Below are 16,802 nucleotides of genomic sequence, written 5' to 3' on the forward strand. Positions count from 1 at the left end.
GGTTAACTTCCCGGGTTGTAGTAATGACGGCCCTTGGTGACGGTGAGCATATACTCCACCAGTTGTTGGTAATCCTCGGGGCTATCGACGATATCGATTTCCTCACTGTTGACAATCAACAGCGGTGAGCTGTCGTAAAAGTGGAAAAATTGCGTGTAGGCGTCGTTGAGTGTGGCCAGATATTCGGTGCTGATAACCCGTTCAGCTGGGACGCCTCGATTGCGGATACGAGCCTGCAGGACTTCCAGTGGGGCCTGTAAATAAATAACCAAGTCGGGCTTGGGGGCCTCTAGTGTGAGATGCTGAAATACCTGTTGGTAGAGCGCGAGTTCATCCGCGTCCAGCGTGACTTGGGCAAACAGTTGGTCTTTCTCGATAAGAAAGTCTGCCACCCGCACGGGTTCAAACAAATCATCCTGGCGCAGGGCCTGAATCTGTTGAGAGCGTTGCAGCAAAAAATGTAACTGGGTGGGTAGTGCGGCGTTTTTGGGGTCGCGATAGAAGCGTTCGAGAAAGGGGTTTTCCTCGGGTAGCTCCAACAGAGTGTCGTAATTGAAGGTACAGGCCAGTTTTTTGGCGAGGGTAGTTTTGCCCACTCCGATATTACCCTCAACGGCAATAAATTTCGGTGGCGTTCTCTCCGGCTGGCCAAACTCACACGAACTGGTTTCGCTGTTGTCGATAACCACGTGTTCGACTCCTCTGGTTGGGGCGTCTTCCCTGATGGGTTACAGGCGCCAAAATACTATCAAGCGGGGCGGCCAGTCGAGTACTTTTAGCGCTGTATTTGAGGCTGTCTAGAATTTCTCCAGGCGGTTTTGTGGGCAATTCTGCAGCAACTGTTGCAATAGCTCCCCCGATGGCAGTTGCAGTTGTGGATCGAGCTCAGAGAGTGGCTGTAGTACAAAATTGCGCTCAGCCATACGCGGGTGCGGTACCTGCAGACGCGTCTCGTCTAATTGCTGTTCGCCAAACAAAAGTACATCCAAATCGAGGGTTCGCGCTCCCCAGCGCACCGAGCGCTCGCGCCCGTGAGCCTGCTCAATCGTTTGCAGCTGGTCGAGTAACTCAATGGGCGTTAGTGCGCACTCCAGCTCAACCACGGCGTTAACATAATCGGGCTGCTCGCCAGGGCCTATGGGCGCACTGTGATAAAAGCTGGAGCAGCGCAGCAGGCGGCAGTCGGGGATTTCCTCCATGGCCGCCAGGGCACTGCGCAGCTGCTTTTGTGGCTCAGACAGATTACTGCCGAGCCCGATAAAAACCCTTTCCATTATTCGGCAGCCTTTGGCTTGCGTCGGCGTCCGCCACGGGAATTGCGGCCACGTCGATTGTTGCCGCCGCTGCGCTGGAGTTTGCGCACCATTTGCTGGCGTTGTTCATCATCGGCTTGCTGAAAGTCGGTCCACCAGTTGCCCAGACCGGGTTCAATTTCTCCACACTCTTCGCGCAATAGCAGGAAGTCGTAAGCGGCGCGGAAGCGGGGGTGCTCCAGCTGGCGCTGGGCGCGACTGCCGCCGCGTTGTGGCAGGCGATGCTGGAGATCCCATATCTCGCGCATGGGGATAGAGAAGCGCTTGGGAATAGCGGTGTGGGCCAGTTGGTTACTGGTAATTTTTTGAGCCGCCTGGGCCAGTGCCGGCGCCGGTGGAATCCCTTTCTCAATGAGCTTTTTCTGTTCCTCATTCACAGCCGGCCACAACAGGGCCGCGTATAGGAAGGCGGGAGTCACGCGCATGTCAGCCTGGATGCGCTGGTCGGTATTGCGCAGGGCGCGCTTAGTCAGCTCCAGTGCTGCGGGGCTCTTTTCAATTTGGGCTGCATTATCTGGGAACAGGTGCTGCCACAGATGATAGCGGCGCAATAGTTCGAAAGTGCGCTCGCCCTGGCCGCTCATCAGCAGTTTGAGGATCTCGTCAAACAAGCGTGCGGGGGCGATATTGCGCAATAGAGGAGCCAGCTCTTTTAACGGGGCCTCGGTAGCGGGTTCGATGGCAAAATCCAGTTTGGCTGCGAAGCGCACCGCACGCAGCATCCGCACAGGGTCTTCTTTATAGCGGGTAGCGGGAGCCCCGATCATGCGGATCAGGCGATTATTTATGTCCTCAACACCCCCGGTGTAGTCATGAATAGCGAAGCCATCGGTGGTGTAATATAGAGCATTGACTGTAAAGTCGCGGCGCATGGCATCGCTTTCCAGGTCGCCGTAGACGTTGTCGCGCAGCAACATACCGTGTTCGGATTGTTTTGCTTCGTGCGTCTCGCCATCGCTGTGGTGCCCCCGAAAAGTGGTGACCTCAATAACCTCGCGGCCAATACGCGCGTGCAGGATTCGAAAGCGCCGACCGACAATGCGTGCGCCGCGAAACAGTACTTTAGCCTGTTCTGGTGTAGCGTCAGTGGCAACATCGAAGTCTTTGGGGTGGCCGCCGAGCATTAGATCCCGCACGCCTCCCCCGACAATGTACGCTTGGTAACCTGCTTCCTGTAGGCGTTTCATGACCGTTAGGGCTGCGCGGCTGATATCCCGGCGGGAGATATTGTGGTCGTTGCGGGCGATAACCCTGGGGCCTTTCTTGGCCGGCTTGCGCCAGCGTTTGATACTACTAATCAAATTATTGAGCATACGGCTGTCTGTCTTGACTGCTGCCATCTGTTGGTGACCGAAAATGCCCTGTTGGTGCTGAGGCCACATCTCCGGTGGCGACAGGCATTACACCTGCACTTTCCTCCCCAACGGAGTTGGGGCATGTTGTTGCACTACTGGGGCCTCTGTACCTGGGCGGGCCCAGGGGGCGAAGTCCAAAACAGGGGGCGGCAATGGCATCTGCTGTCAGTGTGGAGGACTCGCTGGCGCGATTCTAACACACGCAAAGCAATGCGCCCGCAATCTGCGGGTGCCGGAAAGTTGGGGAAAAGTTTGGGAATTATTATTACAGGTATGAAGGCAGCGGCTTCCTTGCGCTCTTAATTTGCTATCAAGCAAACACCCTCTCCCAGGTATAAATCAGTCAGTTTGCAACGCGCTTGTTGTTATTTTTATTCTTCTTTCGAAATTATTGTTATTGTTTATTGTTGTTCTTGCGGTTTTGGCCACTCATTGCTTTTGTTATCGGCCGCCCCATTATTTTTATTGTGTTTCGCCCACTTATTTTGAGTAGTTATAGGGCTTTTAACGGTCATTTATTTTTATTGTTGGCCGTTTTTAATTTTTGTACTAAGAGTAAAGCATTTAGTGTGCCAACTTTTAAAAATTCTTATAAATCAATAAGTTACAATCTTTACGAAAATTGATGGAACTTTTCCGGGTGCCATTGCGTTACGTAAGGTGCGGCAACTGTTACTTGAGGTAGGTCTTGGGTAACACTTCCCCTGTTACCGGTGATGTAACAAAGTGGGACAGCGGTCACGGACGTGGCTAAAGCCTGTTGAAGAGAAGTTTAAGGGGCTACTTGTTAAGGAAGTGTGGCGTAGGTGAGGGAGGGGGCTCAGCCCCCAAGAAAGTTGATCAGGCTTCGGCAACCGCGCTGCGGCGGGTTTTCTTGCGGGGAATGCCCAGTTTTTGGCGACGCTCCCACAGGCACTTGCGGCTGACCCCCAGCTTTTTCGCCAGCTCGGTCTCGCTCATGGTGTCCTGGTGCTCGATTACGAAGCGAGCGAAGTAGTCCTCCAGCGAGAGATCCTCGCGGGGATCGGTATGCAGGCTGCGCGGGCGAGGCTCGCCGATGGCCTCCTCCACGGGGACCAGGTCCAAGTCTATATCTAGGGTTTTGTGGTCGATTTCCCGGCTGTCACGGTCGGTGAGGATGACCGCGCGTTGTATGGCGTTCTCCAGTTCGCGAACGTTACCAGGCCAAGTGTACGTGGTGACTGCCTGAACTGCCTCGGGAGAGAGGCGCAGCAGAGGGCGCTCAATTTTGGTGCAGAACTTTTCGAGAAGGTGCTCTGCCAGTGCAAGGACATCGCGGCCGCGCTCGCGCAGCGGTGCCAGAGTCATCTGCACCACGTTGATGCGGTAGTAAAGGTCTTCGCGGAACTTGCGTTCAGCGGCAAGTTGACGCAGGTTACGGTGGGTGGCGGTAACCAGGCGCACATCCACTTTGTGCGACTCGATAGAGCCAATTGGGCGCACCTCACCCTCTTGTATCACTCGCAATAGCCGTGCTTGAGCCTCTAGCGGGAGTTCACCGATTTCATCGAGAAACAGGGTGCCGCCATCAGCGGCGGCAACCAATCCCTCGCGGGCACTCTGGGCGCCGGTAAAAGCGCCCTTTTCGTAACCAAACAGCTCCGATTCGATCAATGTCTCGGGAATGGCGGCACAGTTGACCGAGATCAATGGCTTGCCAGCGCGGCGGCTCTCTTCATGGATAGCTTTGGCCACCAGCTCTTTACCGGTCCCGGTTTCTCCATGCACCAGTACGGTGGCGTCTGTGGGTGCCACTTTGTGAATGCGCCTATAGAGTTCGCGCATAGCTATGCTGTCGCCGATCATTCCGGCGATAGTGCCTGGGTTACTTTTATCCAAAGGCGCTTGGGCGCGACTTTGTTCGGCCTTGCCGATGACGCGGCGCACGGTGGCGAGCATCTCGTCGTGGTCGAATGGCTTGGCGATATAGTCCGCGGCGCCCATGCGCATGGAGTCCACAGCGGAGCGCAGGCTGGCGTAACTGGTCATGATCAATACCGGTACTTCACCGGCATGTTTGAGCAAGTCGGTGCCCGGTGCACCGGGTAGGCGCAGGTCTGAGATAACCAGGTCAACTTCATTGACCCGGTGCTTACTAAGGGCCTCCCTGACTGAGCCCGCCTCACTGACCTTATATCGGTGCCGCTCTAACAGTTTGCGCAGCGCCGTTCGAATAATGGCTTCATCTTCGACGATCAGGATGTGGCTCATATGTTACGCCTGGTTACAAAATGCTCAATAAACGCCTAGTTTTACCCGGCCGCCGTTTCGATGCAACTCAAAAACGGATAACCGGGTTATTTTTGCCCAGTTCCTGGCCGGTTTGCCGGCTGGAGCCTTAGCCTGCCAAGGGCAGCTGTACAGTAAATCTGGCGCCGCGGCCGGTCTCCGGATTGGCTGGGCTCTCCAGCTCTAGCTGCCCTCCGTGCTCCTCAACAATGCTGTACACCATGGCCAAGCCCAGGCCTGTACCTTCTCCGGGTTCCTTGGTGGTGAAGAAGGGTTCCAGAATACGCTCGCGGTGTTGGGCAGAGATACCGGGGCCGTCGTCGGTGACTGACACACAGGCACAACCTTTGGCTTCTCGACCTTCAATGCGGATGAGACCGCCATCCGGGCTGGCGTCGCGGGCATTGCTGAGCAGGTTGATAAATACCTGGATCAGACGCTGGTTATCCCCGGGGGCGATCAGATCTGCTGGGACTGCATTTTCGAAGCGCACCTCGGTTTTATCCCGTTGCAGGGATAGCAGGTGCACCGCTTCCTGCACACAGGCGTAGAGGTCTACCGGAGCCCGCTCGCTCTCTTGGCTGCCACTGTGAGAGAAATTCACCAGTGAGTGTACGATGCGGCTGATGCGCTGGGTCTGGCTGAGGATTTGGTCGGCGGTTTCCAGCACTTCCGGGTTGTCGCAATCGAACTGGAGATTCTGTGCCAGGCAGGCGATACCGGTCACTGGGTTGCCCACCTCGTGGGCGACACCGGCGGCGAGGCGTCCCACCGAGGCCAGGCGTTCGCTGTGAATCAGCTCCTGCTCCAGAGTCTGGGTCTCGGTGATGTCCTCGAGCAGTAGCATCTGCCCATCGCCACGCTGGTTGCGGGCCCGCCCGCTGCGGCTGCGTTTCTGCCGGGTTTTGTGCAGGTTGAGCCAGTGGCTGTTGCCGCTGAGACTGACTTGCTGCTTGAAGCGGCTGGCATCGCTAGATTCGGCAAACTCCGCTAGCAGACTCCGCCAGGGCTCTGCCAGATATTCCAGCTTGGAGCCAATTACCTCAACGGCGGCAATCCCGGTGAGATCCTGCATGGCGTAATTCCACAACAGTATCTCGCCGTCGCGCCCCAGAGAGCAGGCGGCCATGGGCAGCTCCTCCAGCATTTGCCGGTGGTAAAGCCGCAAATTGTTCAGCTCTGCCGCCAGCCCAGTCAACTGGTGCTTGTAACGCCCCAGGCGTGTCTCGATCAGGTGGATATCCTTGTTGGCCGGCTGATCGCTGTTCTGAAAGGGAAAGTGGCGATCGATAATCTGGCCGGCTAGTACCCGCCCGAGCAGTCCGGATAGGTTGGATTCAATACGATTGCGCAGCTGGCGCAGGGCGTAGGGGCGACGCTCGTTATCGGGCAGGTTGAGCTGATTGAGGGCGCGCTTCACCTCGGTGTTGGCGGTGGCCGCCCCTAGGCTCTCCGCCAGGCGCAGGCGAAAGTCCGCTGCGGACTGTACATCGAGCCCCAGGCGCAGGGCTTGGGCGATGGTGTCGTCACTGCATAGGTCGGCGGCGTATTGCTCCAGGCTGCTCGTTGAAGTGAACAGCGAGAGGCTGACGAATAGAAGTATGTTGACACCGAGAGACAGGGTAGTGACCTGGGTCCAGATGGACATGCCCAGGGGTATCTGCAGAGAAGTACCCGGTAGGGTGATACCGGTTAGTTCGAATACCGATGGCAGCAACAGGCCGCAACCCCAGATCAACATCCCCGCCAGAAGTCCACCAATCAGGCCGCGTCGATTGCCTCGCGGCCAGTGAATAACAGCGAAGATACCCGGTAGGAACTGCAGTGAACCGATAAAGGCCAGCAGGGCTAAATCCGACAGGGTTAGGCGATTGTCCAGCAGCAGGTAAAAGGCAAAACCCGCGATAAACAATGCAGCGATTAAAGCGCGGCGTAGCCACACCAACTGGCGGTACATATTGTCTTCGGAGTCCCAGCGGGTGCCCGGTAGCAGCCAGTGATTCATGACCATGGTAGATAATGCCAGGGTGATCATAATCAGTGCGCCGGTTGCGGCGGAGAGCCCGCCGATAAAGGCCAGTGTTGTGAGCAACGCTGAGCCACTGGCACGCGGTACCGCCAGCGAGAAGTACTGTACCGGTTCAGCCACATCCAGGGCGAAGCCCGCCCACATAATCGGAAAGATCGGCAGCGCCATTAGCAACAGGAAAAGCGGAAAACCCCAGCTGGCGGTGCGCAGGGCCTGGCCGGTGGGGCGCTCGGCGATGCTGAGGTAAAAGATATGTGGCATGGCCACGGCGGTAGCGATAAAGACTAACAGCAGCGTATGCGAGGAGCCCTGTTCAATGGGAGTGTAAAGCAGCTGTTGCATATCATTGTTTTCCAGCAGCCATTGGTCGAGCCCTGAGAAACCGCCGAACACACCGTAAACGGCATAACCACCGACCGCGGTCAGAGCCACCAGTTTAACCAGGGATTCCAGTGCCATGGCACTGGCGAGGCCCTCACCGCGCTCGCGGGTGGCGCCATACATACTGGTGAAGACTGCCAACAGCACACAGTAGAAAAAGGCGATCAGGTTTTTACTGGAAACACCACTGTCGGGCAGGCCGAGGGCAGCAACGCTGTCTCGTGACAGCAGTGCCAAGGTTTCCGACACCGCCTGGATCTGTAGGGCGACCAATGGTAATAGCGCCAATAGCATAAACAGGGTGGCCAGGGTGCCCACCTGGCGGCTGTGATAGCGGAAAACCAGCAGGTCTGCGGGGGAGTAGAGCTGGTAGCGTTGGGCCAGGCGCGCCAGGGGCTCCAGTGCCACAGGCGCAAATAAGAACATGGCACCGGTGCCCAGGTAGTAGGCAAGCACCCCGTAGCCGTATTGCCATGCGAGGTCGACAATGCCATAGAACGTCCAGGCGGATAGAGAGACCCCCAGCGAGAGTACGTACACCAGTGGATGGCGCACCCAGCGTGCGGGCAGCCAGCCCTTGGAAGTGGCGAAAGCGACAAAGAACAAGGTAGCGATATAGGCAACCCCGATCAGGGCGATATGGGCGATCTCAAAGCTCATTCGAGTTGCGCCTCCACTGGATAAAAATCGCCAGCAGGATCAAAACGAACCAAAGGATAAAGGGCCGGTACCAGGCGCCAACGGGGTTGATCATCCAGGTAAATATGGTGGGGGAGAACACATAGCCCACCAGCACGAGCAGGATTAGCAGGGTGCGGTTGCTCATAGGTTGTTATGTAAATCCGCGTGGAGGGTGAAAAGTTAAATGGCGAGCCTGTCGGCTGGCGCAAAAATGTTAATTGCCTCCAACGATCAGTGCAATTGTCGGTCGCGTTTATCGATCTGGTGACGCTGCCAGCGTGCAGCAGCCCACTTGAGAATATGTTCTGGCGCCTCGCCCTCCAGCCCATCCGCGACATGAAAGCCGAGAAAATCCAGTGCGGTGCAGAGATTGCTAGCGGCTCGGTTGTCGTCGATGGCCGGTGCGTGGTTTTGTTTGCTGAGTTTTTGCGCCCCCCCCGGTCCCATGACCAGCGGTAGGTGGCCGAAGATCGGTGCTCTGTTATCGAGCAGGTGAAACAGGCGAATTTGTGCAGCGGTGGTGTCGAGCAGGTCCGTTCCGCGCACGATATGAGTAATGCCCTGGGCAATATCATCGACCACTACCGCCAGCTGATAGGCGTAGAGGCCATCGCGGCGCTTGAGAATGGTGTCTTCACGCACTGGCTGGGATTGGGGCCCGCGCCAGATATCTTCGAAGTGCTCCTCGCCTCCGGCACAGGACAGGCGCAGGGCGCAGGCACCTGTGCCCCCGTCTTTTATCCGGCAGGCTTGATTGTCGTGCCCACCATTTTGACGGATCTGGCTGCGTGAGCAATGACATGGATATAGGAGTCCGCGTTGGCGTAACTGTGACAGGACTGCCTCGTACTGGGCGTGGCGCTTACTTTGCCACACCACGGGGCCGTGCCAGTGCAGCCCATGGGATTCCAGGGATTTCAGTATTCGAGTGGCTGCGCCGGGCTCCTCGCGCGGGGGGTCGAGATCTTCCATACGCACGAGCCAGTGCCCGCCATGCGCAAGGGCGTCCAGATAGCTGCCGAGTGCGCACACTAGCGAGCCGAAATGCAGAGGACCGCTCGGCGAAGGCGCGAAGCGACCGAAATAGGGCGTTTTACTATTCAAAGTGATAGGGGCGGTCCCGTCGACCGCCCTGTCGAGCCGGGCGATCAAGGGTGATCGCCGCAATACGATGGGAAAAAATCAGCCGGAAAGCTGTTTTTCTTTGATTTCCGCCAGGGTTTTGCAGTCCACACACAGGGTTGCGGTGGGGCGCGCTTCAAGACGGCGGATACCAATATCGACCCCACAAGCTTCACAGAAACCGTAATCATCCTGGTCGATCAGTTCCAGGGTGGCGTCGATTTTCTTAATCAGCTTGCGCTCGCGATCGCGGGTGCGAAGTTCAAGGCTGAACTCCTCTTCCTGGCTCGCACGATCAGCGGGATCGGGAAAGTTTGCAGCCTCGTCTTTCATGTGGGAAACGGTGCGGTCCACTTCCGCCATCAGTTCGGCCTTCCAGGCCAACAGCAAGTTGCGGAAATGCTCCTGCTGCTTCTCATTCATGTACTCTTCGCCCTTAGTCTCCTTGTAGGGCTCAAAGCCGTGCAGAGAATCGGTGCTCGCAGCAGTTTTGGGCATAGTCGTTGCCTCTCTTTCTTTACGGGCCCCCGATAATGGGGGCGATACCACCAAATTCAATCTAGCCTAGACCGGAATCTTTTTGGGTGATGCTTTTTTCACCTATCAAATCAGTTGCGGTGGCAGGCTAATCCTTGCCCCGATTGCCGGTACCCCGGCGACCGAGAGCGAGGAAGCTATCAAATCTGCGCGATTCGCGCCACAAATAGTTGTCTGCTATTTTGTGGCGCTGAAATGTACAAGAGTGCCAGCCAGTGAAGTTTTCCCCTGAGTTACAAAAGGCCACCCTGTTGCGCCGCTACAAACGTTTCCTCGCTGATGTGGAGACGGCTGATGGCGAGAAATTTACCATCCACTGCCCAAATACCGGTTCTATGAAAAATTGCTGGATCGAAGGCGGCGCCTGTTGGTATTCGGACTCGGGCAATCCCAAGCGCAAGTACCGCCACACGCTGGAAATTTGTACAACACCGGATGGATCTCTGGCCGGCGTTAATACTGGGCGCGCGAATGCCCTGGTGGAAGAGGCAATAAATTCCGGTGTGGTTAGTGAGTTGCAAGGGTATGAATCCCTGCGTCGGGAAGTGCGTTATGGCGAAGAAAACAGCCGCATCGATTTTCTGTTGTCTGGCGATGCTGGCGACTGCTATGTGGAAGTTAAGAATGTCACCCTGGCGGATGGTGCGCGGGGTTATTTTCCCGATGCGGTGAGTGCTCGCGGTGCTAAGCACCTGCGTGAGTTACAGAAGTTGGCTGAGAGTGGTGTGCGTGCAGTGCTTTTTTACTGTGTACAGCACAGTGGCATAGATAGCGTAGAGGCAGCGCGAGAAATTGACCCGGCTTATGCTAAAGCTCTCGACAGTGCTATCTCAGCCGGTGTGCAGGTGCTCGCTTACCGTGCGCGGATGAGCGCCGATGAAATCGTTTTAGGCGAAGCTCTGCCGTTTCGCTGAGGGAATTTAGAGTAACTGGTCGGGTGGGGGCCACCCAGCCAGTAAAATCTTATTCAGGCAGCAGGGCGTAGAGGCCGTCTTGGGCGTATTCGACGGGTATGGGAGTCAGTGAATCGCCGGTGCAGGGCCCGGCAATACACTCGCCGGTTTCAATGGTGAACAGCGCCCCATGGGAGGCGCATTGGATCAGTGCGCCATCGGGATCGAGGAACTGGTCTTCCTGCCAGTCGAGATTGATACCGCGATGGGGGCAGGTGTTTTTATAGGCGAAAACCTCGCCCCCTTTCATTACCGCAAACACATTGTCGGTGCCGGCGGCGGTGTCACCGAGGGAGAAGCCCTTGGATTGCCCTTCCGCTAATTCCTCGTAACGGCACAGGAAGTATTTCTGCATAACTGGTCGGCCTTAGGCGCAATGATTTATTCGTTATTGCGGCGCCTTCTCTCCAGATAGGTTGACTTGGGGAAGTTGCGCCAGATTCTGCCCCGAGTTATTGGGGCGCCGCGAGTGTAATCGAGGTGTAGCGGATTGTCCCGTTGCGCATTATCCCCAAAGTGATCTGGTCGCCGGCGCGGTACTTCTCCAGTGCGTTGAGCAGGTCGTCGTAGCTGCGGACGGGTTGCTGTTCGACTTCCACGATAACGTCTCCGAGCTGCCAGCCCCCTTGGCGTGTGCGATAAATGCCTTGTAAACCGGCTTTTTCCGCCGGCATACCAGGGGCTGTACGCAGCACCGCCACACCTTCAAAACCGTAGCGGCTGCTCCACTGATCCGGTGCGGATTCAATGCCGAGAATCGGTCGCACCAGGCGGCCGTAGTTAATCAGTTGCGGCACTATTTTCTTTACAGTATCCACAGGAATAGCAAAACCGATGCCCACACTGGCACCGCTGGGGCTATAGATGGCGGTATTTACCCCGATCAGACGGCCGAGGGAATCGAGCAGAGGACCGCCAGAGTTGCCGGGATTAATGGCGGCATCGGTTTGAATCACATTGCGAATGGTGCGGTTGTTGGCGGCCTCGATTTCACGCCCCAACGCGCTGACCACCCCGGTGGTTAGGGTGGTATCGAGGCCAAAGGGGTTGCCGATGGCGAGTACTTTTCGGCCCACAGAGAGTTCACTGGAAGTACCGGCAACCAGTGGTTTAAGTAATTTTTTCGGAGCCTCGATTTTCAACACCGCCAGATCTTTTTCTGGAGCGGAACCCACTACAGTGGCGGGCCACTCACTGCGGTCCTGCAGGGTGATTGTGACTTTACGCGCGCCCTCGATGACATGGAAATTGGTCACAACGTGACCCTGTTCATCCCAGATAAATCCACTGCCGGCGCCTTTGGGTACTGCATGCAGGCGCAGGGTTCTGCGATCGCGAACCAGGGTTTCATTGGTGACATACACCACAGAGGGGCTGGCAAAATTAAACACCTGCATGGTGTTGCGTTCATCATCTGTGGCGAACTCCTGTACCTCTGCGTACAGGGGAGCACTGAGAATGAATAAAAGGATCGACAGAATAATGGGCAGAGTTTTAAGCGGTGTCATGGTCGCTGTCTTCGCTTTAGCACTTTAATGAAAAGTTTACTTTGCTCGTTGTGAGGGAGTGAAGATGGGGGCGCGGCAATGAATTAAAACCCGCCCCTAAAACGTGCCAACAGCAATCTGGGTATTACTTACGGAAGTTTTGCAGGGCCAGGATACGATCATCCAAGGGTGGATGGGTGGCTAATAGTGCGCCCATATTGCCGAAAATACCGAAGGCTTTCATATTGCCTGGCAGCGGTTCCTCGTGACCCCGTTCAGATTCCACTTTGAGCCGTTGCAGTGCGGCGATCATTGAATTGGGACTGGCGAGGGTGGCGCCGGCGTGGTCTGCGCGATACTCCCGACGGCGGCTGAACCAAGCGATGATAAACATGGCGAGGAAGCCAAAAATTATATCCATCACGATAGAGGTAACGTAATAGCCGATGCCAAGGCCTTGCTCATTGCGCAGTATCACCCGGTCGACAAAGAAACCGACCAGCCGTGCGAAGAACATCACAAAGGTATTCACCACTCCCTGAATCAACGCCAGAGTTACCATATCGCCGTTGGCCACGTGACCGATCTCATGGCCGATCACCGCACGGGCCTCTTCGCGGCTAAAGCGCTGCAGTAATCCGGCGCTTACAGAGACCAGGGCATTGTTGCGATTCCAGCCGGTGGCAAAGGCGTTGGCCTGGGGCATGGGAAAAATACCCACATCCGGCATACCGATATTGGCTTTGCGCGAAAGCTCCCGCACAGTCTCCACCAGCCATTGCTCATCGGCGCTGCGCGGCTCGGTGATAATCTGGGTGCGGGTACTCATGCGGGCGATGGTCTTGGAGAGAAACAGGGATATAAACGAACCACCAAACCCAAAAAGAGCGCAGAGGAGTAACAGTGCCCCCAGATTCAGGTCGACCCCGTTGGCCTGAAGGATGCCCCCGATGCCAAAAATATTGAAGATGATGCCAACCAGAACTAATACCGCAAGGTTGGTCAGCAGGAATAGCCCAATGCGCAACATCGGCTCTCTCCGTCTCTTTGCCCTTAGACAAGTTTAGATAGGTTGTGGTGGTTTGTGTGACAAAAGCTCGAGTTATTGCGTAGCCGTAGCATGGGGTAAGGCATTAAGGGCCTGTGCGAACGTCTCGGTACATCTTGCGCAGGCACTCAGATGCGCAAGGGCCCCAGCGTAGCTTTTCCCTTTCTAAAATTGTTGGTGACAGGCTTTAGTTTGAATTCTGTGTAGCCAGCAGGCGGTCGGCTTCAGTCACCAATTGCTGTTTAAGATCTGGGTCCAGATCGTTCCAGTGCACATCAAGTAGAGCACCTTGCAGTGCATAAAGCATGACGCGCGAGGCGTTGATCCCGCGGTTGCGAATACTGATAAAGGCCTCAACCGGGCCAATACGGTGGAGGTCTTCGTAGGTGCGAATACCAATGGAGTGAAGGATGTTAACGGAGGCGAGCCCCAAATTTTTCAGCTTAAGTAGTTCTGATTGACTTGGGTGCATTCAGTTTTCCCTGCAAGGTTTTCCGTCCAGTAGTCACGATCAATCCCCAATCGCGGGGCTGAACTTAACATAAATTAGCAAGCTGCCAACAAAGATAACCGCCGCATGCCCTAAGACAGCGCCTATTACTTTGCCTAGCATTTCCAGTGGCCACTTATTCCATGCCGCTCTTTGGTAGAGTAATAGCTGGGGGTTTACTCACTTTAGCCCGCCTTTTGAAAATCGCCTGTCTATAGGAGCCAAATGTTATCCACACCGCTTAAGAGTATGCTCTTCGGGCTAACCGATATGCACGTTATCCTCGATCCACCCTCAGGACAGCTGCTGCACCCTGAGGCACTGGTGGCATTTCAGCGCCTGCGGCGCGATGCGCGAGATGCCGGTTTTGACCCCAAGGTGGTCTCAGGTTTTCGCAGCTTTGAGCGCCAGCGCACCATCTGGAATAACAAGGCACAAGGTCTGCGTCCAGTGCTGAACACCGATGGCGTAGAGCTTGAAGTCTCTGAGCTGCCACCGCAGGAGTTAGTGCTGGCCATACTGCGTTGGTCGGCACTGCCCGGTGCCTCGCGCCACCATTGGGGTACTGATTTCGACATTATCGATGCCGCCGCTGTAGCCGAGGACTACCAGGTACAGCTCACCCCACAGGAAGTGGCCGATGATGGGGTTTTTGGCGCTTTTCACCAATGGCTGGATCAGCGTATAGCCGCGGGGCAAAGTTACGGCCTGTTTCGTCCCTATGCCGAAGATCTCGGTGGCGTTGCACCTGAGCGCTGGCATTTGAGTTATGCACCGCGAGCTCTGGAGCTACAGCACCTGTTGACACCCGAACGCCTGGAGGCGCAGTTGCGCTCCTGCGACTTGGCGCTGTGTGACACGGTTTGCGAGCAGCTGGAGCACATCTATACGCGCTTTGTATGGATTCCGGATCACTGTTATCCGACAGATATGCCGCTCTGAGTAAAATCTACGCAAATCTGTACGCTTTATTTTCACCGCCGGATGGCGCTTGAAAGGCCCAGGTATTCCTGCGAAGCTGCGCGGGCCCAATGGCGCAAAGTTGTGTGAGACAAATCAAATACATTAGGAAAGCGCCGGGAAAATGAGTACGACAGGTGAGGAACTGAATATCGACAGCCAAACTGAGCCCAGAGACGTATGGAGTGCTATGCGCGCAGAGGCTGCCGCAGCTGCCAGGGATGAACCAATTCTGGCGAGTTATTTTCACAATACGGTGCTGCGCCACAAGTCGGCGGAGCATGCAATCGCCGACCAGTTAGCCTCAGTCCTGGATCACAATGCACTCACCTCCACCGCTTTGCAGGAGGTGATCGCTTCGGCCTTACAAGCAGATACAGGGATATCCCGCAGTATGCTGGCGGATATCTGTGCCTGGTATGATCGCGATCCCGCCTGTGATCAGTACCTCACCCCCTTTCTCTACTTCAAGGGCTTTCACGCACTGCAGTCGCACCGAATTGCCCACTGGCTGTGGAAGCAGGGCCGCACGACGCTCGCGCTGTACTTCCAGAGCCGTGTGTCGGAACAGTTTTCTGTGGATATCCACCCCGCAGCTCAATTTGGCAGCGGCATTATGATTGACCACGCAACGGGCCTGGTCGTGGGAGAGACCTCGGTGGTGGGCGACAACGTCTCTATTTTGCACTCAGTGACTCTGGGCGGCAGCGGCCGAGGTTCCGGGGATCGCCACCCGAAGATTGGTCACGGGGTTATGATCGGTGCCGGCGCCAAGATATTGGGGCCTGTGCGGGTGGGTGAGGATGTGAAGATTGCTGCGGGTAGCCTGGTTCTACAGGACGTTCCCGACCACACCACAGTGGCCGGTGTCCCCGCGCGTCAAGTCGGTGGTCGGATAGAAAAGGCCCCCGCCTTTACCATGGATCAAACCCTGGACTCCGAAGAATAAACTGGCTGCAGCAAGTATTATCCAACCAGCATTACACATAGGGATTGAGTGATGACCCAAGCCACCTATAGCCTGATTTTCCGCGGCGACCTGATTGCCGGGTTTACCGCCGGTGATGTGAAGGCCAATTTGGCGCGCTTGTTTAAGAGCAGTCCGCAGGCAGTGGAAAAACTGTTTAGTGGTCGACCGCTGGTGCTGCGCAAGGGATTGAGTCGCGCCCAGGCGGAGCAATTTCAAGCGACCCTGGCCAAGGTTGGGGCTCAGGTCAACCTGAAAAGCGAGGGAGGCCCTGAAGACGTCCCTCCGGTACCCGAGCCGAGTCAAACACCTCAGCCAGAGGGCCCTCGCGTTCCAAACTGGACGCTCGCGCCAATGGAGGGCAATCTGATTAAGGACCACGAACGCGAGTCGATAGCGGAGGTGCAGGTGCCCACCGAACATATCAGCCTGCGCGCGGCGGAAGGGTTGTTACTGGATGAGAGCGAGCGGGCCGAAACAGTTGCTGCACCAGTCAATATTCCCCAATGGGATCTCAATTAGATCTTCTGCGATTCGCGTTGATTACAGCGCCCAGGCATAAAAAAACCGGCTAGATGCCGGTTTTTTTATGCCTGTCAGCCCGGCCAATACAAAATCGTGCCGGGCTTAAGAGAAGCTGTGATTAGCCTTCTTCTTTCAGGTAGCGCTCGCGAGAGGAAAGCACTTCTTTGCGCGCTTCTTCAGCGTCGGCCCAGCCTTCCACTTTCACCCACTTGCCAGCTTCCAGAGCCTTGTAGTTCTCGAAGTAGTGTTCGATCTGCTTGAGCAGCAGCTCGGGCAGGTCGCCAATTTCCTGAACGTGATCGTACAGCTTGGTCAGCTTGGTGTGAGGTACCGCCAGCAGCTTGGCGTCAACACCGGATTCGTCGGTCATTTTCAGAACGCCGATCACGCGAGAGCGGATCACGGAGCCAACCATTACCGGGTAGGGTGCCACTACCAGTACGTCCAGGGGGTCGCCGTCTTCCGACAGAGTCTGGGGTACATAACCGTAGTTGGCTGGGTAGAACATGGGAGTGGCAACGAAACGATCCACAAATACGGCGTCTGAGTCCTTGTCCACCTCATATTTGATGGGGTCGGAGTTGGCAGGGATCTCGATGATTACGTTGATATCGCTGGGCAGGTCTTTACCTGCGGGGATCTTGTCGAAGCTCATTGCTGGTCCTGAACTGGGTAAAACGAAAAATTTGGAGCGCGGATTATAT

At 56.1% G+C, this 16,802-nt stretch carries 17 protein-coding genes; 4 read left to right on the top strand and 13 right to left on the bottom strand.

Going from position 1 to position 16,802, the window contains the following annotated elements; translation table 11 throughout:
• Nucleotides 1–2 precede the first annotated feature (2 nt).
• From ACJJIT_RS03130 to dksA, 8 genes are all read right to left on the bottom strand, one after another.
• Nucleotides 3–689, bottom strand: a complete 687-nt coding sequence (locus tag ACJJIT_RS03130) for a deoxynucleoside kinase (protein WP_252083166.1) — start codon at nt 687–689, stop codon at nt 3–5.
• Nucleotides 690–797: 108 nt separating this feature from the next.
• The gene (gene folK / locus ACJJIT_RS03135) at nt 798–1,274 is read right to left on the bottom strand and encodes a 2-amino-4-hydroxy-6-hydroxymethyldihydropteridine diphosphokinase (protein WP_444899950.1); all 477 of its coding nucleotides are present in this window, start codon (nt 1,272–1,274) and stop codon (nt 798–800) included.
• Complete coding sequence (pcnB, locus tag ACJJIT_RS03140) at nt 1,274–2,653, bottom strand: polynucleotide adenylyltransferase PcnB (protein WP_444899951.1); 1,380 nt, start codon at nt 2,651–2,653, stop codon at nt 1,274–1,276. The genes folK and pcnB overlap by 1 nt, the downstream gene beginning before the upstream one ends.
• A gap of 855 nt (nt 2,654–3,508) precedes the next feature.
• The gene (locus tag ACJJIT_RS03145; RefSeq protein ID WP_444899952.1) at nt 3,509–4,900 is read right to left on the bottom strand and encodes a sigma-54-dependent transcriptional regulator; all 1,392 of its coding nucleotides are present in this window, start codon (nt 4,898–4,900) and stop codon (nt 3,509–3,511) included.
• Nucleotides 4,901–5,027: 127 nt separating this feature from the next.
• Complete coding sequence (locus ACJJIT_RS03150; RefSeq protein ID WP_444899953.1) at nt 5,028–7,988, bottom strand: ATP-binding protein; 2,961 nt, start codon at nt 7,986–7,988, stop codon at nt 5,028–5,030.
• Entirely contained in the window at nt 7,978–8,154 is a 177-nt protein-coding gene (locus tag ACJJIT_RS03155) for a hypothetical protein (protein ID WP_252083161.1), read from the bottom strand. The genes ACJJIT_RS03150 and ACJJIT_RS03155 overlap by 11 nt, the downstream gene beginning before the upstream one ends.
• An 86-nt stretch (nt 8,155–8,240) precedes the next feature.
• Entirely contained in the window at nt 8,241–9,113 is an 873-nt protein-coding gene (gluQRS, locus tag ACJJIT_RS03160; RefSeq protein ID WP_444889519.1) for a tRNA glutamyl-Q(34) synthetase GluQRS, read from the bottom strand.
• A gap of 78 nt (nt 9,114–9,191) precedes the next feature.
• The gene (gene dksA, locus ACJJIT_RS03165; RefSeq protein WP_152454721.1) at nt 9,192–9,629 is read right to left on the bottom strand and encodes an RNA polymerase-binding protein DksA; all 438 of its coding nucleotides are present in this window, start codon (nt 9,627–9,629) and stop codon (nt 9,192–9,194) included.
• 254 nt (nt 9,630–9,883) lie between these two features.
• Between dksA and sfsA the strand changes: the two genes are divergently transcribed.
• Nucleotides 9,884–10,582 (top strand): DNA/RNA nuclease SfsA, encoded by a 699-nt coding sequence (sfsA, locus tag ACJJIT_RS03170; protein ID WP_444889520.1) that lies wholly within the window; start codon nt 9,884–9,886, stop codon nt 10,580–10,582.
• 49 nt (nt 10,583–10,631) lie between these two features.
• On the opposite strand, the gene ACJJIT_RS03175 is transcribed toward sfsA, so the two are convergent.
• The 4 genes from ACJJIT_RS03175 to ACJJIT_RS03190 all read right to left on the bottom strand — a co-directional run bounded on the left by ACJJIT_RS03175 (nt 10,632) and on the right by ACJJIT_RS03190 (nt 13,628).
• Complete coding sequence (locus ACJJIT_RS03175) at nt 10,632–10,976, bottom strand: Rieske (2Fe-2S) protein (RefSeq protein ID WP_252083158.1); 345 nt, start codon at nt 10,974–10,976, stop codon at nt 10,632–10,634.
• Between the two features lie 97 nt (nt 10,977–11,073).
• On the bottom strand, nt 11,074–12,129 hold the full coding sequence (locus ACJJIT_RS03180; RefSeq protein WP_444883910.1) for a S1C family serine protease: 1,056 nt from the start codon (nt 12,127–12,129) through the stop codon (nt 11,074–11,076).
• 124 nt (nt 12,130–12,253) lie between these two features.
• On the bottom strand, nt 12,254–13,138 hold the full coding sequence (gene htpX / locus ACJJIT_RS03185) for a protease HtpX (protein ID WP_252083156.1): 885 nt from the start codon (nt 13,136–13,138) through the stop codon (nt 12,254–12,256).
• Between the two features lie 205 nt (nt 13,139–13,343).
• On the bottom strand, nt 13,344–13,628 hold the full coding sequence (locus ACJJIT_RS03190) for a TfoX/Sxy family protein (RefSeq protein WP_252083155.1): 285 nt from the start codon (nt 13,626–13,628) through the stop codon (nt 13,344–13,346).
• 243 nt (nt 13,629–13,871) lie between these two features.
• Here ACJJIT_RS03190 and ACJJIT_RS03195 point away from each other — a divergent pair, with 243 nt between their 5' ends.
• The 3 genes from ACJJIT_RS03195 (at nt 13,872) to ACJJIT_RS03205 (ending at nt 16,095) form a co-directional block, all read left to right on the top strand.
• Complete coding sequence (locus tag ACJJIT_RS03195; protein ID WP_444899954.1) at nt 13,872–14,588, top strand: M15 family metallopeptidase; 717 nt, start codon at nt 13,872–13,874, stop codon at nt 14,586–14,588.
• A 142-nt stretch (nt 14,589–14,730) separates the two neighbouring features.
• On the top strand, nt 14,731–15,555 hold the full coding sequence (gene cysE, locus ACJJIT_RS03200; protein WP_252083153.1) for a serine O-acetyltransferase: 825 nt from the start codon (nt 14,731–14,733) through the stop codon (nt 15,553–15,555).
• 51 nt (nt 15,556–15,606) lie between these two features.
• The gene (locus ACJJIT_RS03205; RefSeq protein WP_252083152.1) at nt 15,607–16,095 is read left to right on the top strand and encodes a hypothetical protein; all 489 of its coding nucleotides are present in this window, start codon (nt 15,607–15,609) and stop codon (nt 16,093–16,095) included.
• Between the two features lie 121 nt (nt 16,096–16,216).
• Here ACJJIT_RS03205 and ppa read toward each other — a convergent pair whose 3' ends face one another.
• Nucleotides 16,217–16,753 carry an inorganic diphosphatase gene (gene ppa / locus ACJJIT_RS03210; RefSeq protein WP_020412430.1) on the bottom strand — a complete coding sequence of 179 codons (537 nt, stop codon included), beginning with the start codon at nt 16,751–16,753 and terminating at the stop codon, nt 16,217–16,219.
• Nucleotides 16,754–16,802: the final 49 nt, after the last annotated feature.

Source organism: Microbulbifer mixtoriginis (SeqCode), from assembly GCF_052467515.1.